Annotated in this window: 20 protein-coding genes; 7 read left to right on the forward strand and 13 right to left on the reverse strand. The window is 36.4% G+C overall.

Features of this window, described 5'->3' with window-relative positions:
• The first annotated feature begins 34 nt into the window (after positions 1–34).
• On the forward strand, positions 35–1,132 hold the full coding sequence (locus tag EK417_RS13285) for a TauD/TfdA family dioxygenase (protein WP_136522416.1): 1,098 nt from the start codon (positions 35–37) through the stop codon (positions 1,130–1,132).
• Positions 1,133–1,457: 325 nt separating this feature from the next.
• Here the strand turns inward: EK417_RS13285 and EK417_RS13290 are convergent, their stop codons facing one another.
• The 6 genes from EK417_RS13290 to EK417_RS13315 form a co-directional block, all read right to left on the reverse strand.
• The gene (locus EK417_RS13290) at positions 1,458–2,270 is read right to left on the reverse strand and encodes an alpha/beta hydrolase (RefSeq protein ID WP_136522417.1); all 813 of its coding nucleotides are present in this window, start codon (positions 2,268–2,270) and stop codon (positions 1,458–1,460) included.
• Positions 2,271–2,432: 162 nt separating this feature from the next.
• Positions 2,433–3,008, reverse strand: coding sequence for a Crp/Fnr family transcriptional regulator (locus EK417_RS13295; RefSeq protein ID WP_136522418.1), 576 nt, complete (start codon positions 3,006–3,008; stop codon positions 2,433–2,435).
• Positions 3,009–3,105: 97 nt separating this feature from the next.
• A complete protein-coding gene (locus EK417_RS13300) occupies positions 3,106–3,627 on the reverse strand; it encodes a GNAT family N-acetyltransferase (protein WP_136522419.1) in 522 nt (173 codons plus the stop codon).
• Between the two features lie 17 nt (positions 3,628–3,644).
• Complete coding sequence (locus EK417_RS13305) at positions 3,645–4,226, reverse strand: 5'-methylthioadenosine/S-adenosylhomocysteine nucleosidase family protein (protein WP_076594766.1); 582 nt, start codon at positions 4,224–4,226, stop codon at positions 3,645–3,647.
• Between the two features lie 102 nt (positions 4,227–4,328).
• Complete coding sequence (locus EK417_RS13310; RefSeq protein ID WP_136522420.1) at positions 4,329–5,030, reverse strand: DsbA family oxidoreductase; 702 nt, start codon at positions 5,028–5,030, stop codon at positions 4,329–4,331.
• 90 nt (positions 5,031–5,120) lie between these two features.
• The gene (locus tag EK417_RS13315) at positions 5,121–6,305 is read right to left on the reverse strand and encodes an MFS transporter (protein ID WP_076594768.1); all 1,185 of its coding nucleotides are present in this window, start codon (positions 6,303–6,305) and stop codon (positions 5,121–5,123) included.
• 234 nt (positions 6,306–6,539) lie between these two features.
• Between EK417_RS13315 and EK417_RS13320 the strand changes: the two genes are divergently transcribed.
• Positions 6,540–7,271, forward strand: coding sequence for an MBL fold metallo-hydrolase (locus EK417_RS13320; RefSeq protein WP_076594769.1), 732 nt, complete (start codon positions 6,540–6,542; stop codon positions 7,269–7,271).
• Between the two features lie 16 nt (positions 7,272–7,287).
• On the opposite strand, the gene EK417_RS13325 is transcribed toward EK417_RS13320, so the two are convergent.
• From EK417_RS13325 to EK417_RS13340, 4 genes are all read right to left on the reverse strand, one after another.
• Entirely contained in the window at positions 7,288–7,629 is a 342-nt protein-coding gene (locus tag EK417_RS13325) for a helix-turn-helix transcriptional regulator (RefSeq protein WP_076594770.1), read from the reverse strand.
• A gap of 528 nt (positions 7,630–8,157) precedes the next feature.
• Positions 8,158–8,784, reverse strand: a complete 627-nt coding sequence (locus EK417_RS13330) for a chloramphenicol acetyltransferase (RefSeq protein WP_110366134.1) — start codon at positions 8,782–8,784, stop codon at positions 8,158–8,160.
• A gap of 183 nt (positions 8,785–8,967) precedes the next feature.
• The gene (locus tag EK417_RS13335) at positions 8,968–10,329 is read right to left on the reverse strand and encodes a T9SS type A sorting domain-containing protein (RefSeq protein ID WP_110366133.1); all 1,362 of its coding nucleotides are present in this window, start codon (positions 10,327–10,329) and stop codon (positions 8,968–8,970) included.
• A gap of 2 nt (positions 10,330–10,331) precedes the next feature.
• Positions 10,332–10,811, reverse strand: a complete 480-nt coding sequence (locus tag EK417_RS13340) for a hypothetical protein (RefSeq protein ID WP_076594773.1) — start codon at positions 10,809–10,811, stop codon at positions 10,332–10,334.
• Positions 10,812–11,119: 308 nt separating this feature from the next.
• Between EK417_RS13340 and EK417_RS13345 the strand changes: the two genes are divergently transcribed.
• From EK417_RS13345 to pdeM, 4 genes are all read left to right on the forward strand, one after another.
• The gene (locus tag EK417_RS13345) at positions 11,120–12,142 is read left to right on the forward strand and encodes a ligase-associated DNA damage response exonuclease (protein ID WP_136522421.1); all 1,023 of its coding nucleotides are present in this window, start codon (positions 11,120–11,122) and stop codon (positions 12,140–12,142) included.
• Positions 12,139–13,719 (forward strand): ATP-dependent DNA ligase, encoded by a 1,581-nt coding sequence (locus tag EK417_RS13350; RefSeq protein ID WP_136522422.1) that lies wholly within the window; start codon positions 12,139–12,141, stop codon positions 13,717–13,719. Before EK417_RS13345 ends, EK417_RS13350 begins: the two co-directional genes overlap by 4 nt.
• A gap of 98 nt (positions 13,720–13,817) precedes the next feature.
• Entirely contained in the window at positions 13,818–16,271 is a 2,454-nt protein-coding gene (locus EK417_RS13355) for a ligase-associated DNA damage response DEXH box helicase (protein WP_136522423.1), read from the forward strand.
• A 453-nt stretch (positions 16,272–16,724) separates the two neighbouring features.
• Positions 16,725–17,372, forward strand: a complete 648-nt coding sequence (gene pdeM / locus EK417_RS13360) for a ligase-associated DNA damage response endonuclease PdeM (RefSeq protein ID WP_136522424.1) — start codon at positions 16,725–16,727, stop codon at positions 17,370–17,372.
• Positions 17,373–17,651: 279 nt separating this feature from the next.
• Here the strand turns inward: pdeM and EK417_RS13370 are convergent, their stop codons facing one another.
• Positions 17,652–18,605, reverse strand: a complete 954-nt coding sequence (locus EK417_RS13370) for a nitrilase family protein (RefSeq protein ID WP_228457936.1) — start codon at positions 18,603–18,605, stop codon at positions 17,652–17,654.
• Positions 18,606–18,671: 66 nt separating this feature from the next.
• A complete protein-coding gene (locus tag EK417_RS13375; RefSeq protein WP_136522425.1) occupies positions 18,672–19,469 on the reverse strand; it encodes a helix-turn-helix domain-containing protein in 798 nt (265 codons plus the stop codon).
• A 121-nt stretch (positions 19,470–19,590) separates the two neighbouring features.
• Here EK417_RS13375 and EK417_RS13380 point away from each other — a divergent pair, with 121 nt between their 5' ends.
• Entirely contained in the window at positions 19,591–20,097 is a 507-nt protein-coding gene (locus EK417_RS13380; RefSeq protein WP_136522426.1) for a pyridoxamine 5'-phosphate oxidase family protein, read from the forward strand.
• Between the two features lie 528 nt (positions 20,098–20,625).
• On the opposite strand, the gene EK417_RS13385 is transcribed toward EK417_RS13380, so the two are convergent.
• Positions 20,626–21,540 carry a pseudouridine synthase gene (locus EK417_RS13385; protein ID WP_136522471.1) on the reverse strand — a complete coding sequence of 305 codons (915 nt, stop codon included), beginning with the start codon at positions 21,538–21,540 and terminating at the stop codon, positions 20,626–20,628.
• Positions 21,541–21,628 lie beyond the last annotated feature (88 nt).

Raw genomic sequence — 21,628 nt, forward strand, 5'->3', positions numbered from 1 at the left:
TATGAATTATTAGTTAACACCAAATTTATTTTTAATGAATTCTACAGAAATTTTAGATAAAGACTGTTCAACAGCGGTAAAACTGCTTCCTACGGTCATAAAAGTCACCTCTCAGGAAAGAAAAATGATAAAAGATGCGGCGCAGCATCTTCAGAAAAAGTATGACACCTATGAAAACCGTGATTTTATAAAGCATGTACATCAGCTGGCTTCTTATTTCTTACCGGAGAGAATTTTAAATATAGCGGCTGATTTTGCAAGTGATTTTTCAAAAGATCAGTATGGTGCACTCATCTTTACCGGATTAATGGACATTGATCAGGAGAATATAGGTTCTACGCCTTCCAACTGGCAGTCGGCAGATTATTCAAAATTCAATTTATATGGTTTTGCGTGTGCGCTTATTCATGGGGCACTCCCTTCAAAACCTGTACAATATTATTCACAGCGTAAAGGCGGAGGATTGATCCATGCCATTATTCCTGATGAAAAAATGAAGGAAACACAGACCGGATCTGGGTCTTCTACAGATTTGTATGTACATACGGAAGATGCTTTTCTGAAACATCAGGCCGATTTTTTAAGCTTTATGTATGTGCGAAATGAGGAACAGGTTCCTTCTACTCTATATTCAATCCGTTCTCATGAGTCTATCGGAGAAAAATACAGACCTCTTTTTGAACCAATTTATAAAATCCCGAAAGATGCCAATCTGGAAACAGGAAATAGTGAAGAAGAGACCTTGGATTCTGTTTTGTATGGTAATTACAGCCTTCCGTTTATGCGATTTGATGCTGCAGAACAGCTTTTCAATCCCAGCATAAGACAGTCAGATGAAGCGCAGAATACGCTGCATGAGTTCTGGGAAGAAGCCCGACATTTAATTTACTCAGGATTTACGCCTCAGGCTGGAGATGTTATTCTGGTTAATAATCATTTATGCGCTCACGGAAGATCAGCTTTCCGTGCAGGAGTAAGAAAAATTAACGGTATTGAACAGCCGTGTGAAAGAAGAATCATGCTTCGTATGATGAGTAAAGTGAGTCTTATTGATATGAGAGCACACACGCTTACAGAAGATCCGTTCTTTGTGATAGAGGAACATTTGGGGAAAAACTTTCAACATTTTTAAAATGCAAACCTGTTAGCATTTTTGAACCTTCAATCAATCGAAATCCTTTTTGGGCATGGCTCAAAAAGGATTTTTTTATTTGATTTTCACTTGATTGATCTTTGACAATCAAAGGTGGTAAGTTTTGGTTAAAACCATCGGAATTTATATTTATTAAAACGGGCTAAAGCCCGTTCCTATTGAATATTTAAAGTCTTCATTGTATTTTTTTAAATATGATATTTCATTCTGATGGTTTTTTATATCAATAGAAGCGGGCTTTAGCCCGCTTGTTTTTGTTATTAATATAATATTGGCTTTAGCCAAAACTTAAAAGCTTATAATTTTACTGTTTAAAAAACCTGTCAAACAAAGACAACTGTTCAGACAATGATCTGCTCCAGTATTCGGTAACATGTCCTCCCAAAGATTCTATGTAGAGATGCTGGATCTTCATTTCGGTCAGTTTTTTATGAAAATTCCGGTTCATGGTGATCATTTGAGTGTCTTCTGTACCACAATCGAAAATATACTGCTGTTCTGCTCCTGCCATCAGCTTTATTTTACTGTCGGTAAGGAAGCTGGGATTGATAGATTCCAGTGGTCCAAGTACTTTATTCACCATATATTTCTGATAGCCTTCTCCAAAAGAATTGAAATCCAATGCTCCGCAAGAACTTCCTACAATACCAAATGTTTTATTATAAGTAACTCCGATATTGGTGGCTCCATAGCCTCCCATACTCCATCCCAAAATTCCGCGGAATTTTTTCTCTGCTTTCACAGGATAATTTTTATCAATGAATTCTACCAGTTCTTTTCCAATAAAGGTTTGATATTGTGAATCCTTAACGACAGGACTGTCCACGTACCACGAACTGTAATTTCCATCCGGAAGTACATAGATTGTTTTCAATTCCTGTGCTTTTTTTACCAGATCCGGAATATCCTGCTTAATGATTCTGTCCGGATTACCACTGAAACCATGAAGAATATAGACCGAAGGATACTTCGTATTAGGCTGAAGATTAGGAGTGATGATTACTGTTTTAATTTTTTTATTCATTTTCGGACTGAAAATTTCCTGATGAATAATTTTTTGTGCGGATAGCTGTACAAATGCAGTCAGTACAAATAGAATGTTGATGAGCTTCTTCATGCTGAAAAATGTTTAATTAATGATAATCACAGGCATACTTTTTTTAAACATATAGCATACCAATAATCTTATGACAGAACAAAATTGTGAAATAAAAAAGAAGAAAGCCTCAACATATGTTGAAGCTTTTATTAATTTATTTTCAGGTTAAATTCAAAAATATCAGTTGATTTCCTTTCTGATCCGGCTTAGTTGCGTGGGTGTTATTCCAAGATAAGAAGCAATATGATGCTGTTTTAGTCGATTATAAAGGGATGTATTTTCAAGCAATTGCAGATACCTCTTTTTTGCAGTTTCGTATTTGAGGGAAACTTCTAAAGGCTCTTTTTTTACTACCCAGTTTTTTTCCAGATAACAGAGATGAAAAAGAGCCAGATCATGGTGTTTTTCCAGCAATTCACGGTAGGCTTTTGCAGGATATTGTATCACCGAGCAGTCTTCCAGTGCAATAATATTAAAATCGCTGGGTTCATTTTTAATAATAGCTGCTGTGGAGGCTGCAAAACTGTTTTCCTCGAAAAAGATTTTATAAATATTGTTTCCCAGCTCATCTACTGTATAATAGCCAATCAGTCCGGACTTTACAAAATAATAATATCTTGCCATGGAACCGGATTCCAGCAGAAGATCATTCTTATGATAGTATTCTTCCGAACAGATATTCAATAAATCTTGAATCGTTTCTTCGGATAAAGGATAATATTGATTGAGATGTTTTACAAATTCTGAATTTTTCATTTGGGTATTTAGAAGATATAAAGAATTGTATTACATAATCATCTGTGAAAATCTGTGTAATCAGTGGTTAAATACAATCTTTCTATTTTGAAGAAAATTAATCCAATACTTTTTTCATCATCAGATCCGTCTGTTCTTCTTCCCCAAGCCTGAAAACATGCTTATCAAACTCAACGAATCCATTCTTTCTGTAAAATTGTAAAGCTCTCAGGTTTTTTTCCCAAACCCCAAGCCATAAGTATGATTTACCAAGCTGCTCAGCTGTTTCCAAAGCCTGGTTATAAAGAAGCTGGCCCACTTTTTTACCGTGATGGCTTTTCTTTACATAGATTCTCTCAATTTCCAAGCTGCTATCATCCTGAAGTTCTGTCTGAGCATTTCCTGTATTTACTTTCAGATAACCTACGGGATTATCTTCTTCCCAGGCAATATAGAAATGGGAATCAGGATTATTGAGTTCAGATTTTATCTTTTGAGTATTAAAACTTTCTTCCAGATATTTTTTCATGGCCTCCTCTGTATTATCTTCTGCAAAAGTTTCAGAAAATGTTTGTATCCCTAAACTTTGTACAATTTCCAGGTCTTCAGCCGATGCTTTGTTGATGATGATTGAACTCATGGTGGTAAGAATAAATGTTATGAGAAAAGAATTTTCTTAAATGCTTCAGAAGCCAGATGTACCTGTACACTCCAGTCGTCGGCAGCGTCACTTCCGGCATCATCGGAAATATATTTCAGGCATAGAAACGGGATATTTTCCTTTTGGGCAATCAATGCCAACGGATAGGCTTCCATGTCTACAATATTATAATCGGTTTCGGAGTGGTTCATTTCAAAGCTGTCACCACTTCCGCAGATTCCTTCTTTCAGGGTATCCATTTTAAGTCCATATTCCAAAACAGGCGGAACTCCGGATAATGGGGTCTCATAAAGTTGAAATCCCAGCCCTCTTACATCCATATCTCTCTGGATGAATTTTGTACAGCATACTACTTCTCCTTTATGAAATCCTTTACTTCCTGCAGAGCCCAAATTCACAATCAGTTTAGGCTTTCTTGCATGAATTTCTTTGGTTAATTCGATGGCTGCATTTACTTTTCCGATGCCGGTAATTAATTTGTTTTTATCGTCGAAAACGGTTCCTGCTTCGGAATCTAATGCAAAAACAAAAAGGGTGTCATCAATTGAATAATGAGTTTCGTGGTTAATTTTTATCATTGAGAAATCAGATTTATACAGCTGCTATCACTGTAATACAAAGATACGAGACTCTATTCAATTAAAACCCCCAAAATAGTTTTATTTTGGGGGTTAAATATCTTAGATACTGCAGCCGTCTGCATCACAGGAAGCTCCGTTTTCGCCGGAAAGATCCTTAAACGGACTCACCGTTTCTTTATAAGTCTGTTGCAGTGCATTTTCAAAAACTTCTGCAGGCTGAGCACCGGAAACAGCATATTTACCATTCAGAACAAAGAAGGGAACTCCGGAAATACCATTGTTTCTTGCCTCCTGAATATCCTGATTCACTTCATCATCCAATTGATCCGTTGTAACAGCCTGTCTTGCTTCTTCCTTATCCATTCCTAAATTTTCGGCCAGCGCCACTAAAACCTCTGCTTCTCCTACATTTTTACCATCAATAAAGTGAGCAATAAATAATGCCTCTTCCATTTCATTGGATTTGTTGTGCTTTTTGGCTAAATGAAGCAATTTGTGCGCACTGAAAGTATTGGTGATTAAAGTTTTTCCAAAATTAAAATCAATTCCGGCTCCCTTTCCCATTTCAGCTACCTGCCCAAGCATTTGGGTAGCCTGAGCTTCAGGAAATCCTTTTTTTTCTCTGAAATATTGTATCGTATCCTGAGTTTCTTTCGGATCTAAGCCTGGATCCAGCTGAAAACTCTTCCACTCCACTTCTACTTCATCTTTAAAAGGAAGCTTATTCAAAGCCTGCTCAAAATTATTTTTTCCGATATAGCAAAACGGACACATCACATCCGACCAGATTTCTATTTTCATTCTATTTAATTTTAAATCAAATTAACAGTGCAAAGATAGTGTATTTTATTTAATGTAACAAAAATTATTACAGTTTAAATCTAACCGGCTTTATGCTTTATTTACCTTTTTACAGAATAATAAATGAGCAACTAATGCAAGTACTCCAAATACAGTTCCTACAAAGCACACACCAGTCCATTGAGCTTTTTGCCAGGCGATAGAAGCCAGCCAGGTTCCCAATGAACCTCCTATGAAATAAGAAACCATATACACTGTATTCAGTCTGTTCACAGCGTTTGATTTAATCAGGAAATAATTGGTCTGATTCATAATGTGGCTTGACTGTACTCCCAGATCCACAAGAATTACTCCTATAATCAGTCCCCAATAGGTTTCTCCTGCAAAATAGGTAAAGCCCCAGCTTCCTATAACAATCAATAAAGAATACAGGATAATTCTATTAATATCCAGATACTTTTGCAGTTTTCCCACCTTAGCCGCAGCTAAAGCGCCTACCGCTCCTGCCAATCCAAAACTGCCTACTACAGATGAACCGGCATTAAAAGGAGGCTTTTCCATGTGAAAAACAAGCGTGGTAAACAGCGCGCACATTGATCCAAATGCCATAGCTCCACGGAAAGAAGCCAGCTGAAGAACAGGCTGTGTTTTCGCAAGCTGAGCAACAGAACGCATCAGTTCACTGTAGGTACCTTTAAAGTTAGGAGACATTTCAGGAAGCATTTTATACACAGCCAGCCAAACCAGAATCATCAGTCCTGCTGCAATACCAAACATGGCTCTCCATCCCCAAAGCTCTCCTACAATTCCTCCTATAAAACGGGAAAGAAGAATTCCCAGCAATAACCCTGACATTACCAGACCGATATTGGAAGATTTTTCTTTATCCGAAGAAAGTTCGGCCGCAATGGGTACAAACAGCTGCGGAATAACAGACGTCGCTCCAATCAATAAGCTTGCTGCGTATAACATCCACAACTGAGTCGCAAAAGTCATCCATAAAAGTGATCCAAAAACCATAAACAGATCGATTAAAATTAATTTCTTTCGAAAAAATTTATCTCCCAACGGAACAATCAGCAGCAATCCCAATGCATACCCAATCTGGGTAAGTACAGATATTTTACTTGCAGCACTCTCAGAAACCTGAAGTTCTTCAGAAATGAGTGCCAATAAAGGCTGGTTATAATAATTATTGGCTACCACAAGTCCGGAAATAATAGCCATAAGCCAGATAACAGTCCGGGAAATACCATGGGAAGAACTCTCCTGCATTATATAAAGTTTTTATTTGATTTGAAAGCTGTCTGACAGCAGATTTTTAAGAGATCAAAGATAATCATTAAAAAAAGAATTAATCTGCTTCCTTTCTTTACCTTTTCATGAATAACGCAGGATTTTAGCGTAAATTGAGTGATTTCAGCATTCTGCCTGTTTGATTGTTTTTATGGATAATATATATTGACGAAAATCTTTTTGAATATTAGAAATATTAAGGAAATTTGCAGCATGAAAATTATTCCACTTAAAGAAGGCAATTTTTCGGCAAGCAAAACCAAAGACTTTACTCTTTTAACAGAAGAAAATTTTGATAAGACCGGAGGAATCAAAATGTCTGTTCAGCCGTTTCTCATTATTACTGAAAATGATTATATCCTTTTGGATGCTGGAATTGGGTGGAAAAACGAGTCTGGAAAAACTGTTGTTTCAGAAATTCTGGAAAGAGAAAATATCCGTCCCGAGCAAATCACAAAATTGTTGTTATCTCATCTTCATAAAGATCATATTGAGGGCGCTGTGAAACTTACAGAAAATGGTTTTGAAGCGGCTTTTCCAAATGCTCAGATTTATATCCAGAAACGGGAACTGGACTTTGCGGTGGAAAATAAAGGAAATCCTTCATTTGACTTTGATCTATTGGAAAAACTTATTAAGCTTCCGAATATTACGTGGATGAATGAAGATCAGGGGAAAATTACTGATGAGATTTCCTATGAAGTGGTGGGCGGACACACTCCTTTCATGCAGGTTTTCTGGGTCAGAGACAATGAAGAAACAGTCTTCTATGGTGCTGACGATCTGCCACAGGCCTCTTATTTAAAATATCATTTAGCCTATAAAAGTGATTTTGATGGCAGAAAAGCAATGGAATTAAGGCTTAGATGGGAAAAAGAAGCAAAAGAAAACAACTGGAAGATTCTTTTATATCATGATTTGGATCAAACTGTAATAGAAATTTAAATTCAGAAAAAATGGTTTAAATTTCATTAAACCATTTATAAATATCAAATTCAGAAAGAATATTCAGTTTTTTTCTGATCCTGTTTTTCCTGTTTTGTATTGCTTTTGGAGTTACAAAGATGCAGGTTGCAATCTCTTTAGTTGTCATATTAAGCTTAAGATAAATACAAAAGATTAATTCGGAATTTTTAAGAGAAGGCTGTATATCGGATAACTTTTTAAAAAAATCAGGATAAACCAGTCTGAATTTATTCAGGAGACGAGGAGAATTAGATTTGGCCAATGCCATTATCTCGTCTTGTACAAGAATCTTTTGTTTTAAATCCTCTAAGTTAGTTTCTGGGTTTCTATTTTTCATAATACTTTTTCATCTCTACTTATCTCAGATGCAATAAATTTTGCGCATCGTATAAAGTTTTTTATCTGATCAATCTGTTTCATGATAAGGTAATATCGTGAACAAAATGATTCCTATATATTCAAAAATTACTTGCTTTTTTTTAATGTAATCTAATGATCAGCAACATTTAGTTGTATTCAACAAATGATTAGAAAAAAAAACATAACCTATGAATTTCGGCTTATTTTTATATTGGCAAAGAAAGAAAAAATGATTAAAATTTTGTTAAAACCGTATACCACATAGATACCACGTTACATTTTGAGCTAAAATACCATAACGTCTTTTATCAGGTCGTTTACTCATTATCTGCTTTGTTATTTTGCCATTGTAAATGTAATACGTTTCTGTGTTTACTTTTTATGATCTGGATCAATGTTTTCAGCGTATTCTTACCGGAAATAAACAGAGTTATAAACAACAAAAACCGGATCGAAACCCAGCTTTTGTTTATGATATTTTAAAAATATTGTCTTTATGCTTTTACTACTGATCAAGCTGTCTCTGAAACTCTTCCAGATATTTAGCAATATGAATTCCGTCTGCCAATCCATGATGTGCCTCAACAGAAACCGGAAGATATTTTCTTCCTTCACGAATACTGAACCTTCCAAAGGCTATTTTAGGAACCGATTCTGTAGTATTAAAATCAGTAGGATGCAGTATTGCACTGAAAGAATTCCACGGAATGGCAGTATGTCTTACATGATCTTTCCCCAGCCTTTCATTGCTCAATCTCAACCCTGTACTTTCATGTACTCCTTTTATCTCCTCCTGTAGAGCAGCATTGAATGTTTCAAAATCTTCTGAAAAAGGAGTAAATGAAAAACCAAAAGTACCATCCGGCCTTCCAATTGTACTGCCGGCATGCACTGTGGCAAACTGTATTACCTGTCCATCAATAATTCTGAGTTTTAATTCATCTACTGTATTAACCGCCACCATAGATTTGTGATAATAATAGGCAAAAAATGAATATCCTTTCTCTTTTGCTGTATCGTACGCTTTTGTACAGTCTACCTCCGTTGTAAACCCAAAATAAGGGCTTGCCATATTAGAAAAAAATTCGAAGTGTTCTTTCCTGTTCCAGTTGTTTATATCTACAATCCTCATTAATTCTTATTTGCTGCAAATTTCAACATTTTTATGGATTTATAGCTTAAATTCCTTTTATTCAAATATTACACTGTGGTTTTCAGGAATAAAAAAACAAGAGACTCATTTTCTGGTTTGGGAACACCAGTTTATGAATCTCCAGCTTTATATTTCAAAATTATCAATACTATATCTCTTTCATCATTCTTTAATGACTTTCTGGGAAAGAATCAGGGTTTTGTTTTCTTTTACATTCAGCAGATAAGTACCTGTCGGATAGTTTTTAATATCGACCTTTATTACAGAATTATTCAATTCAAATCTGGATGGAATCATCTTTCCGGAAGCATCATAAATTTCCACATTAACATCCTTTGAAAAATCCTTTTTTCCATTGATAAAAAACTCTCCCTCTGTAGGATTCGGGTAAATACTGAAACGTCGCTCCTCTGCTTTCACATCTGAAATGTTAAGAGTCCCTTTGCTTAGTGTCCAGGTAACATTGGTAACATGAAGTGTACTGTGATTATCTACTCTCACAAGCGGACTGTTATCCACTACAGAAAACATCAAAGTATTATTACCGTTGTTGAGCTGTCCCGGAGTTATAGTAAGGGAATTCCCTGTTGATCCTCCCAGCACTGTTCCGTTCAAAGTCCAGGTATTGACTAATGTATTAGGGATAGGAAGGATTTCATTCACTGTGAAAGTAACACCAGATGTGGCATCTAATGAAGTATTGTTTGCCGGTGTATATGAATCTACAGGAGATACTAAAGAGTGAATCTTCTCAATGATTGTCTCCTTACAAACGGAACAGAACTGCCGGTCAAGATACCTCATCTCGCAATTTTCATGGGGTCTGAACCATGTCGGGCTTTCGGCATGGGGATAGATTCCTACATTGTTAGTACCTACCCAGTTTTTCCATTTGATCGTTGATGGGTTAGAATTCTGTGTTTTATTTGCGGATTCAAGCGAACCGGGAAACCAATACTCATCAGCCAAATTACCAAATGAGTGCCCCAGTTCATGCACTACAAGTTCATTTGAAGAACTATTGAGTGATGCAAAAGCATAGGTACCTCCACAACCTCCATATTCTGTAGAGTTACCCAGTACATAAGTAATATCATAGTCTGGGACATTCGTCGCCAGAACTTGTCCTACCTTATTTGGAGTATTGGTATGAATACATCTGTGCACACCAATATCAAAACTTGCACCCATATAATTATTTGGATTTGAGATAGGTATAACAGGTTCTATAACATCCGTTGCAGTTCCTGGATGCTTAACTCCGGATTCCTGAGAAATTACTTTTACAGCATAAGCATTAAAATAATTTTTATATTCATTATAAGGACTCTTTGTAAAAAGATAATTAACTGTTGACTGCGCTGATGACACAAAAGAAGTTTGCTGTGCAGCGGTAAACCCATCGCCTAAAACAGCAATAACAATACGTTTATCATTGCTTCCGTTCTGCAATAAGGTAACTTTTTCAAATGTCTGTCCAAAACAATTGCTTCCTACAAGAAGAGATAATAAAATCTTTTTCATAATTATAGTTTTTGAGTGAATAATAACTGTACTCCGGAATCTGTGGCTTTTTCAACTTTTACCCACTGAATGTTATCAGCATATGAAAATCTGATATTGAATTCTGCACTTTGAAGAGAAGCCCTGTGTCTGGAGATTCCTTCTTTTTCGTAAACTTCCAGCTCACGATTCAGCGGATCTCTTACAAGCTGCCTGGCTCCTTCTTTTCCATCAGCCTCAATGACCGTAATAATAAGGTCTCCTTTCCGCACTTCATTCCTGTCAAAGAAAGGTGTTGATTTCAGTTTCCCATCCGAAATTTTAGTTTCATGAAGAGTAATTTTTTCATTCCCGGAGCTGTCTTTATGTGCCTTAAAGAAGAAATAAATAATACGTTCACTCTTTTTTACCCTATTTTCTACTCTTATAGATCTGTCTGAAGGCGATTCACTTTTTTGAAAACTGCAAAACAGAAAGACAGTAATAAATAATAAATTTCTCATTTTTCATTTTTTTATAAAAATAATCAATTAAACATTAAATAACTAATATTATTTACTATTTAACAAACAAAATGTTTTCTATTAAAATTTTAATCAAAAAACAATATAAATATTTAAAATAAATACAAAAAACAATATAAATAAAGAAAATAAAAATTAACTACTTATCCATTTTTAGACCTTGGCCAACAAAATAATCACCTGTTTTTGCATAACTGATGACTTCTGTTATCTATAGGTAATAAAAATTGTTATTTTTAAAACTTTGGTTAAGTTTTTGAAGCAGACTCTTTAAACCATTCACACCATTGAAATTAATCACATTTACCAAAAAAGGAATTTACTGTCCGCAAGGGAAATTCTATATAGATCCCTGGAGGCCCGTTGATATGGCGGTTATTACCCATGGCCATGCCGATCATGCCCGTTGGGGAATGAAAAAATACCTTTGCCACCACTTTACCAAACCTATTCTGCATCAGAGAATCGGGACGGATATCGAATGCCAGAGCATAGAGTATGGAGAAGTAATTACCATCAATGATGTAAAACTTTCACTTCATCCAGCAGGGCATATCATTGGTTCTGCCCAGGTAAAGCTTGAGTATAAAGGATATGTAACTGTAATTTCGGGAGATTATAAAGTTCAGGAAGATGGACTGAGTACACCTTTCGAGTTGGTAAAATGTAATGAATTTGTGACAGAAAGCACCTTTGGTCTGCCTATCTACAACTGGCTGGAAGTTCAGGATTTAAATAAAAAACTTCAGAACTGGGTACTGAAAAATAAAGAAAACAATAAAACCTCTGTGTTTATTGGATATTCTTTGGGAAAAGCCCAGCGTATTATGAAGGCAGTGGAAGAATTGGGGAAAATATACGTCCATTATTCCATTGGAAAACTGAATGAAGCCTTTGAAACAGTAGGAATTGATCTTCCTGAATATACAATAGCAGATTTCAGAGAACGCCCTAAAGAAATGGAACATGAAATTGTTATTGTTCCACCCGCCTTACTCGACAGTAATATCATTAAGAAAATTCCAGATCCGGCCACAGCAATATGTTCCGGCTGGATGCAGGTGCGCGGTGCAAGAAGGTGGCGGAGTGCAGATGCAGGATTTGCAATGAGTGATCATGCAGACTGGAAGGGATTGCTTCAGACTGTAAAAGCAACCGAAGCAGAGCTGGTACACGTTACCCACGGACAGACAGAAGTTTTTTCAAAATATCTGAATGAAACAGGAATTAAAGCACATGTTGTAGAAACACTTTACGGTGACGAAGAAGAGGAATCTGAAAAAGAAAACCCTGAAAATCCGGAATCATGAGACATTTTGCAGAGCTTATCAATGCGTTGGAAACCACCAATAAAACCAATGCTAAAATTGATGCCATCATTGATTATCTGGAACGCGCTCCTGATGAAGATAAAGTATGGTTTATAGCCTTATTTACCGGAAAAAGACCTAAGAGGAATGTCAACACCAATTACATGAAAGAATGGGCGCTGGAAATCACAAAACTCCCCTACTGGCTGTTTCAGGAATCTTACTCTTCCGTAGGCGATCTCGGAGAGACTTTATCATTAATTCTTCCGCCTCCGGAGGAAAAAATAGAACGTTCATTATCAGAATGGATGAATGATATTACCAACTTAAAAGGCAAAACAGACGCAGAAAAAAAAGAATTTGTCCTGCAAACATGGAATGGGCTGGATTATACCGAACGTTTGATATTCAATAAATTAATTGGCGGAAGTTTCCGGATTGGAGTATCAGACAAAACATTAATCAATGCGCTGACCAAATTTTCAGGGCAGGAATCCAGTGCTCTGATGCACAGTTTAATGGGTAAATGGCTGCCGGATGAAGTTTCTTTCAAAGAGCTTATTGATGCGGAAAATGTAAATCCTGACAACTCAAAACCCTATCCCTTCTGCCTTGCCTATCCTTTGGAAAAAGAAATTGAAGAATTGGGAGATCCTGATGGATGGATGGTAGAATACAAATGGGACGGAATACGCGGACAGATCATTCGCAGAAACGATGAAGTCTTCATCTGGTCAAGAGGTGAAGAACTCGTGACCGAGCAATTTCCGGAAATTACAGAAGTTATAAAAGCCATGAAAGGCAACTTTGTCATAGATGGAGAAATACTTGCGGTAAAAGAGGGTAAAGTTTTAAATTTTAATGAATTGCAGAAAAGATTAAACAGGAAAACTTTAACTAAAAAAATGCTCTCGGAAATCCCCATAGAAGTCTTTGTCTACGACTTGCTGGAACTGGAAGACAATGATCTGAGGGAAAAACCAATCTCTGCAAGAAGGGCCTTACTGGAAGAATTATTATTGAATGAAAATCCGGAACGCATCAGTATTTCCAAAAGTCTGGATTTTGAAAAATGGGATGAACTGAATTCGCTTCGTGAAAACTCACGGGATGTAAACAGTGAAGGACTCATGCTAAAACAAAAAAACTCACCTTATCACTCAGGACGAAAAAAAGGCGACTGGTGGAAGTGGAAAATCAATCCGTTTACCATTGATGCAGTTCTTATTTATGCCCAAAAAGGCAGCGGAAGAAGAAGTGCCTATTACACCGATTATACTTTTGCCGTAAAAAATGGAGATACTTTGGTCACTATTGCCAAGGCCTATTCAGGATTAACGGATAAGGAAATCATGGAAGTGAGCCGGTTTGTGACCAAAAATGCTATTGAGAAATTTGGTCCTGTAAGAACCGTAAAAGCAGAACTGGTCTTCGAAATTGCTTTTGAAGGAATAGGTTTCAGCAACCGTCATAAAAGTGGTGTAGCCCTGCGGTTTCCAAGAATTGTAAGGTGGCGGAAAGACAAAACAGTAGATGAAATCGACTCTCTTGAAGAAATTAAAAAATTAATCCAATAAAACCTTTGCTGAGTGAAACGCCCTTGCGGTCGAAAAAATAAATAATATCATATAAAACCCTAGCGTCTTTTGCGTTAAAAATTTAAATCAAATATAAATTGGCAGCTTTCGAACATACCAACGGATTAAAGATCATTCAGCAATGGATGACCAATAAAGGTATTGCCCCTTTTAAATTTCAGCTGGAAACCTGGAAGAAATTTGGAAACGGATACAGCGGAATGGTTGTTGCTCCCACAGGTTTTGGGAAAACTTTTTCTGTTTTTTTAGCCTTAATTTCAGATTTCCTGAATCATCCTGAGCAATACAAAAAAGGGCTGAAAATGATCTGGATAACCCCTCTTCGTTCTCTTTCCAAAGATATTGCAAAAGCGATGCAGGAAGCGATTGACGAAATCGGACTCGATTGGGCGGTAGGCGTAAGAAACGGAGATACCGATCCCAAAGTAAGACAGCAGCAGGTGAAAAAAATGCCTGAAATTCTTGTTGTAACCCCTGAAAGTCTCCACTTGCTTCTCGCCCAGAAAAATAATGAACGTTTTTTCACTGATATGAAATGTGTGGCTGTGGATGAATGGCATGAATTACTGGGTTCAAAGCGCGGTGTTATGGCAGAACTCGGGATTTCCCAGCTTAGAAAATATGTTCCGGAGATTAAAATATGGGGCATCACCGCCACCATTGGGAATCTGGATGAAGCTATGGATGTGCTTATCCCGTATGACTGTAAAAAGACAAAAATTACAGCCAAAGAACAGAAAAAAATAGACATTCTCCCGGTTTTTCCGGATGAAATTGAGATATTACCCTGGGCAGGACATCTTGGAAACAAACTTGCAGATAAAGTGGTTCCTATTATTCTGGAATCAAAATCTACCATTGTATTTACGAATACCAGAAGTCAGAGTGAAATGTGGTATCAGCTTTTATTGGATGCTTATCCTGATTTTGCGGGTCAGATCGCCATCCATCACAGTTCTATTGATACCCATTTAAGAATCTGGATTGAAGAAAATTTAAGTTCCGGAAAATTAAAAGCTGTAGTTTCCACATCATCCCTAGATCTTGGAATCGATTTTAAACCTGTTGACACCGTCATTCAGGTAGGATCAGCCAAAGGAGTTGCGCGTTTTCTTCAAAGAGCCGGACGCAGCGGCCACTCTCCTTTTGAAACCTCAAAAATCTATTGTGTTCCTACCCATTCTCTGGAACTGATTGAAGTTTCAGCTTTAAAAGAAGCCGTGAAACAGAAAGTGGTAGAACCCAGAGAACCACAGGTTTTATGTTTCGATGTGCTGGTTCAGTTTCTGATGACATTGGCAGTTGGAGATGGCTTTTATCCTGACGAACTACATGAAAGGATCAAAAAAGTATATGCCTTTCAGGAAATGCTGGACGAAGAATGGAAAAGCATTCTGGAATTTCTTACTATTGGCGGCAGCGTACTGAAAAACTATGAAGAGTTCCATAAAATCGTCATTATGGAAGACGGCCTTTATAAAGTAACTTCAAGAAAAATTGCTATGCTCCACCGGATGAATATGGGTGTGATTGTAAGTGATGCGATGCTGAAGGTGAAATTTATTTCCGGCGGCTATATCGGAATGATTGAAGAGTATTTTATTTCAAAACTGAAAAAAGAAGAAAAATTTATTCTGGCCGGACGTACACTGGAAGTCGCTATGATTAAAGATATGACGGTCTATGTAAGAGCAGCCAAAGGAAAAGCTTTAGTTCCGAGTTATCTTGGCGGAAGGCTTCCATTAAGCAGCAATCTGGGACATTTTTTAAGAGAAAAACTCTCACATGCTTTAAATCCGAAAGCTTCGGAAAAAGAGCTTAAATTTCTGCATCCTCTTCTGATCAATCAGGAAACAAACTCACATATTCCCAGAGAAGATGAATTTCTGGTGGAAATGATCAAAAACCGTGAAGGATATCATTTGTTCATGTATCCTTTTGAAGGGCGTCTTGTGCATGAAGTAATGGCCGCTTTGATTGCCTATCGGATCTCAAAACTGGCCCCTATCTCCTTTTCTATGGCCATGAATGATTATGGATTTGAACTTTTCAGTGATAAGGAAATTCCCTTAAATGAAAATAATCTGCAAGAAATTTTAACAAGAGATAATCTGATGAACGATGTGATCGCAAGTATCAATTCAGCGGAAATGGCAAGAAGAAAATTCAGAGATATTGCAGTGATTTCAGGCATGGTGATTCAGAATTATGCAGGACAGCAACGTTCCAACAAATCATTGCAAAGCTCTGCCGGACTGATCTTTAAAGTACTCGAAGACCATGATCCCAATCATTTTTTAATCAAACAGGCTTATACTGAAGTATTTAATATGCAGCTTCAGGAACAGCGATTAGTAGAAGCATTTAAAAGAATTGAAAAATCTGAAATTATTTTGAAATATTCCCGTTCCTTCACTCCGCTCAGTTTCCCGATCAAAGTAGACAGCTTAAGGCAGACTCTTTCCAGTGAAGGACTGGATGCGAGGATTAAAAGAATGCTGAAACTTTCTAATATAAGTGACCTTTTATAATCAATTAATGTGTTTTCTGTAAGAACAGATATGCCGATGAATATTTGTTTATCGCAAAGACGCAAAAAATTGATAATAATAACATTTTAAGGCGCAAAGATTTTATCTCCGGTAAAATTTAGTCCCGTTAATTTTGCTAAAATCTCACATTGAGCTAAGTCGAAATGTTCTTGCACCTTAAATAAAAACAGATAATATAAAATTTGCATCTTTGCGAGATTCTAAAATTTATAAAATCAAATAAAAAGCCTATCGTTTTAATCTTATTCTCAGCCTGATATTCTCCGTTAATTTTCTTGATAAACTTAAATAATCATCGTAACTTAGAGTATATCTTCTTAGAATTTTAATAAAATTTAAATAATGGAAAAATTTCATGTAAGCCGGAAAAGTTGGCTGATCCTATTTATTTAAATAGTTTAACTTTAAACCTTCAATTTTTCAATCTATCAAGTGTTTATAGCAACTAAAAATATTTCCATCGGAAATGAAACTTTCATTCTGACCAATCAGCGGGCAGCATTCTGGCAAAAAGAAAAAGCATTGATTCTTTCTGATCTGCACATCGGAAAAACAGCTCATTTTCGTAAAAATGGTATTGCACTGCCCAATCATATTATGAAAAGTGATCTGGAAAGATTATCCGCGCTGATTGAATATTTTCAGCCTGAAAAGTTTGTAGTGGTTGGAGATTTACTTCATGCCGGAGACAATTCTGATGTGGATGAATTCTGTACCTGGAAAAATCAGTATCCTGATATACAGTTTTATCTTATTGAAGGAAACCATGACCGGATTTCAGAAACCCTGGAAAAAAAATTATGCTTTCATCACAAATCTGAATGGCTGGAAATAGATGATATTACTTTCATTCATGATTTTGATGCATCAAGATCCGGATTTCAGATTACAGGACATATTCACCCGGGAATTGTGCTGAATTCTGCGGTGAAAAATATCAGGCTACCATGCTTTGCTCTCAGCAGCAATCAATTATTATTACCTGCTTTCAGTGAATTCACAGGACTGGATACGAAAAATCTACCAAAAAAAAGTGCGTTTTTTGTGTTTACAGATGCGGAAATCTATGAAATTTCATAGCTTAAGGTGTTTCTTCCAGTTGATTTTGAAACTGGAAAATGAGTTTTTTAAAAAGAAAATTTCTTTAGGAACAATCAGAGAACGGTATGTAGAATTAGATCCGAAAAAACATATACAACAGTGTGCTCCCACGGACTCCGAAGTGTAAAAGCCGGGAATATCCTTAAAGAGAGAGGCTTTAAACATATTTACAACGGAGAAGCCTGGAGCGATCCGCAGAAAAAGCCCAATCAATAAAATATAAAATCCTCCAGGATCAATTCCGGAGGATTTTTATTCTTAAATATTTTTATCATCCAGCCATACCACTTTCTGTTCGGACGAATGCTCCTGCCCTATTATATCCCTGTATAACTCTGGTCTTCGGGCTTTTAAATACCGACATCCTCCTGCCCGTGTAAGCTTCTCAGGAGTAATGACAGCGGTTTCAAAACTGTCTTCCCATGAACTGCATTCTGCAATTACATCTCCGAAAGGGTCTATAATCATAGAACATCCGTTTTTCAGCTGATCATCATCCATCCCGACAGGATTTGAAAAAACAATATAAGCTGCGTTATCATAAGCTCTTGCCGGAAGCCATTTCATGAGCCAGTCTCTGCCTTTCATTCCATTAAACTCCAGCCGTAAAGACGTAGGATCTGATTCCCTGTTTTCCCAGAGTTGAGGATCTACAAAACCCGCTCCCGGTCTTGTGGAAGGTGTACACATAGTAACATGGGGCATAAAAATAATTTCTGCCCCAAGAAGCCTTGTAGCTCTTACATTTTCGATAACATTGTTATCATAGCAGATCAGAATTCCGCACTTCCAGCCCATGATATTAAACACACAATACTCATTTCCGGGTGTAAGATTCGGATTGATAAAAGGATGAAGTTTTCTGTATTTTGCCTTCAGCCCTGTTTTATCAACACAAACATACGCTTTGAAAAGGTTATTATTTTCATCTTTTTCAAAAAGGCCAGCCAGGATGGTAATATCATGCTTAGCAGCAATCTCCTGAAGCTTTTTAATACTTTCTCCTTCCGGAATAAATTCAGCAATATCAAGAAGCTGTTCTCTGGAAAGTTTTCGGGCAAAAGTATAACCTGTAATGGAGCATTCGTGGAAAGCAATCACATGAGATCCTTTGGATGCTGCCTTACCAGCCAGTTTTTCCATAACAGATAGATTATATGCTTTATCAGCACTTCTGTTTTCAAACTGTGCGGTTGAAATTTTAATATTCATTATTTTTTTAAGCAAAACTATATAGTATTGCCTGCGAAAAATTGTATAAAACCGACATTGTTATTTTTACAGCTCAATAAAATTAACAGCCATTTTATTTTCTGTCTTCAGATATTGTTTGGGAGTAAGCCCGATATTGTTTTTGAATTCCCTGATAAGATGCGACTGATCAGAATATCCAGCTTCGTAAGAAAGCATGGTCATATTTTTATAACCAATCTCATTTTTCATAAGGCCTAAGAAGTAATGAAGACGGATAATATTTCCGTATTTTTTGGGAGACAAACCCAAATGGCACTCAAATTTTCGTTCTAAATGACGCTCAGAATATCCGGTAAAATGCTGTAAATCCCCGGAGGATACAGAACCTTTGCTTTGAAGAAGATATTGTTGTGTAGCTGCTATAATATGGTGATCCATGCTCATTCCTTCCGATAAAAACCCGGTAAAAAATACATTCAGTTCATGAATAACTCTTAAGGGATCTGCTTTATTAAACAATTTTTCCTGAAATATTTCCAGTTTATTTTTCAATACATCTTCCACTGAAATAATCTGATTACAAATATCTTTAGCAGACGTTTTTAAAAGGATATTCAAAAAATAAGGTTGAAATACTACGGCAATCAGAGAAAATTTCCCTTTTGAAGAGAAATCTTTGTAGCCGTTCAAAGCTCCGTAGAAAAAGGAAAGTGGCATCCGTTCCTTTGAAATAGCGGAATACAGTTTCATATTTCCGGATAGAATCAGTCCGGAACTTCCATCCGTAAAGAGCCTTAAACTCTTCATATTCTCCCTGGAGTTTTCCAATAAGATATAATGTCTTATAAAAGAAGCCAGATGTTTAGGAGGCGAAATCTGCATTCATCAAATTTACGTAAAACTTATTTATTGAAAAGAAATCAAGCCCAGGTACCACAATTTATTCCCTTTTGGTCAGGTATTTGAATGTTTTAATGAATACCAATAACTAAAATATTATATTATGTCAACACAAAATCTTACCCACCTGGAAGCAATCAAAAAGATCAAAGAACTCTCGGAAAGTGCAAGAATATGTATGTTCTGTACAGAATTGGAAACTACTCCTATCAATTCAAGACCGATGACGTTACAGGAAACAGACGACAGCGGAAATCTCTGGTTTATCAGCAGCGGAACCAGCAATAAGAATTTTGAAATAAAAGAAGACCGAAGAGTACAATTGTTTTTTATGAACAATAGTGATTCTCAATATCTTTCTGTTTATGGGAAAGCTTCTATTTATAAAGATAAAGCAACTATAGAAGATAAATGGTCTCCTCTTGCTAAAGCCTGGTTTGACGGAAAAGACGATCCAAATGTTTCCATTATCCGTGTAGAGCCTAAAGAAACCTATTACTGGGATACCAAAGCAGGAAAACTGGTAAGCCTGTTTAGTTTTGTAACGGCCGCAATCACAGGAAACAAAACCGATAATTCCGACGGTGTGGAAGGAAATGCAACGATTTAAAAATATTAAATAAAGAATACATTTTCTCACAGATTAAACAGATTTGCACTTAATTGTCAGAGCAGTTTTTGTGATCTGCGAGAGAAAAAAATGAAGCTGTCTCACAATTGAGATAGCTTTTTTTATATTTCATTGTTTGGAGGGAATTGTTTTCAAAGTAAGGGAAAGCAAATATTCTTATGCAATTCAATTCACTCCTGGCGAAAATAATGTGATGAACTTACTGTATTTTTTGAATTTCTTCTTGAAATCCGAAGAATCAGTGTATCTCGCTTTAAAAGAAACTACAAAAATGGACAATGTTTATCCAAAATTTATTGTTCTTAACCGATTTATGCGTATTTAAAAAAGGCTCAGATTATAAAATCCAAGCCTAACTTTTTTACTTACACGCTTCGTGGGATAGTGTCCAGAAAATAATTCTGTGCTTTTTTATTCTTTATCCTGAAGATACTTTTTGAAAGAATGAAGTAAGCTGGAAATGTGAATCTGTCATTCATCATTGATAACGCTTAATTCATCATTATTCTAAAGCATTTTAAGGTTGTTTACTTCCAGTTCTGTAAGGATTCTCCAGTGTCCTCTCTTGATATTCTTCTTCGTTAATCCTGCAAACATCACTCTGTCTAAAGATTCTACTTCGTATCCTAATCTTTGGAAAATTCTTCTGATAACACGGTTCCATCCGATGTGAATCTCAATTCCGACTTCATTCTTAGGCTTTCCTTCAATATATGAAATCTGATCAACCACAGCTACTCCTTCATCAAGACGGATACCTTCAGCAATAAGGCGTAAATCTTCACCGGTAAGCTTTTTATCCAATGTAACATGATAAATCTTCTTAGCATCAAAAGATGGATGCGTCAGCTTTTTAGTCATGTGACCATCATTGGTTAATAAGATCACTCCTGTTGTGGAACGATCCAGTCTTCCAACCGGGAAAAGCCTGTACGGAGAAGCATTCGCCACAAGATCCATTACGGTTTTTCTTGCTTTATCATCTTTTGTTGTAGAAATATAACCTTTTGGCTTATTCAAAAGTACATATACAGGTTTTTCAGGAGTAATACTTTGTCCGTCAAAAACTACTCTGTCTGTTTTCTGTACCTGATATCCCATTTCAGTTACCACCTTTCCGTTTACTTCTACCAATCCCTGAGTAATCAAATCATCAGCCTCTCTTCTGCTGCAGATTCCGGAATTAGCAATATACTTGTTAAGACGGATGCTGTCTTTATGAACGTCTTTTTCAATTTTGTTCAGCCTTCTTTTCTGTACAAAAGATCTTGTTTTGTCATCATTTCTGTCATCACCGCTGGAAGGTCTTCTTCCGTATTTCAGGCTGCCTCTTTCGTACTTATCTCTTGTATCGAAGTTTTTCCCTCCTCTCTTAGGTTTTCCAAAAGATTTCTTCTCATAGCTCTCACTTTTGTTTGTGATATAAGGTTTTCTTTCAGATTTTGATCCTGAATCATCGTTGGAATTCTCGAAACTGTCTGTATTTCTTTTGAAAGGTTTCTTTTCAAAT

The sequence above is a fragment of the Chryseobacterium candidae genome (assembly GCF_004916905.1).
In the GTDB taxonomy this organism is placed as follows: Bacteria; Bacteroidota; Bacteroidia; order Flavobacteriales; family Weeksellaceae; genus Chryseobacterium; species Chryseobacterium candidae.

Excerpts from the sequence above, each read along its gene's own strand:
- EK417_RS13320 (WP_076594769.1), top strand. The coding sequence starts at position 6,540 with ATGAAAATTATTCCACTTAAAGAAGGCAATTTTTCGGCAAGCAAAACC.
- EK417_RS13340 (WP_076594773.1), bottom strand. The coding sequence starts at position 10,811 with ATGAGAAATTTATTATTTATTACTGTCTTTCTGTTTTGCAGTTTTCAA.
- EK417_RS13315 (WP_076594768.1), bottom strand. The coding sequence starts at position 6,305 with ATGCAGGAGAGTTCTTCCCATGGTATTTCCCGGACTGTTATCTGGCTT.
- EK417_RS13290 (WP_136522417.1), bottom strand. The coding sequence starts at position 2,270 with ATGAAGAAGCTCATCAACATTCTATTTGTACTGACTGCATTTGTACAG.
- EK417_RS13325 (WP_076594770.1), bottom strand. The coding sequence starts at position 7,629 with ATGAAAAATAGAAACCCAGAAACTAACTTAGAGGATTTAAAACAAAAG.
- EK417_RS13310 (WP_136522420.1), bottom strand. The coding sequence starts at position 5,030 with ATGAAAATAGAAATCTGGTCGGATGTGATGTGTCCGTTTTGCTATATC.
- EK417_RS13295 (WP_136522418.1), bottom strand. The coding sequence starts at position 3,008 with ATGAAAAATTCAGAATTTGTAAAACATCTCAATCAATATTATCCTTTA.
- EK417_RS13300 (WP_136522419.1), bottom strand. The coding sequence starts at position 3,627 with ATGAGTTCAATCATCATCAACAAAGCATCGGCTGAAGACCTGGAAATT.
- EK417_RS13375 (WP_136522425.1), bottom strand. The coding sequence starts at position 19,469 with ATGCAGATTTCGCCTCCTAAACATCTGGCTTCTTTTATAAGACATTAT.
- EK417_RS13285 (WP_136522416.1), top strand. The coding sequence starts at position 35 with ATGAATTCTACAGAAATTTTAGATAAAGACTGTTCAACAGCGGTAAAA.
- EK417_RS13305 (WP_076594766.1), bottom strand. The coding sequence starts at position 4,226 with ATGATAAAAATTAACCACGAAACTCATTATTCAATTGATGACACCCTT.
- EK417_RS13370 (WP_228457936.1), bottom strand. The coding sequence starts at position 18,605 with ATGAATATTAAAATTTCAACCGCACAGTTTGAAAACAGAAGTGCTGAT.
- EK417_RS13350 (WP_136522422.1), top strand. The coding sequence starts at position 12,139 with ATGAGACATTTTGCAGAGCTTATCAATGCGTTGGAAACCACCAATAAA.
- EK417_RS13380 (WP_136522426.1), top strand. The coding sequence starts at position 19,591 with ATGTCAACACAAAATCTTACCCACCTGGAAGCAATCAAAAAGATCAAA.
- EK417_RS13335 (WP_110366133.1), bottom strand. The coding sequence starts at position 10,329 with ATGAAAAAGATTTTATTATCTCTTCTTGTAGGAAGCAATTGTTTTGGA.
- EK417_RS13330 (WP_110366134.1), bottom strand. The coding sequence starts at position 8,784 with ATGAGGATTGTAGATATAAACAACTGGAACAGGAAAGAACACTTCGAA.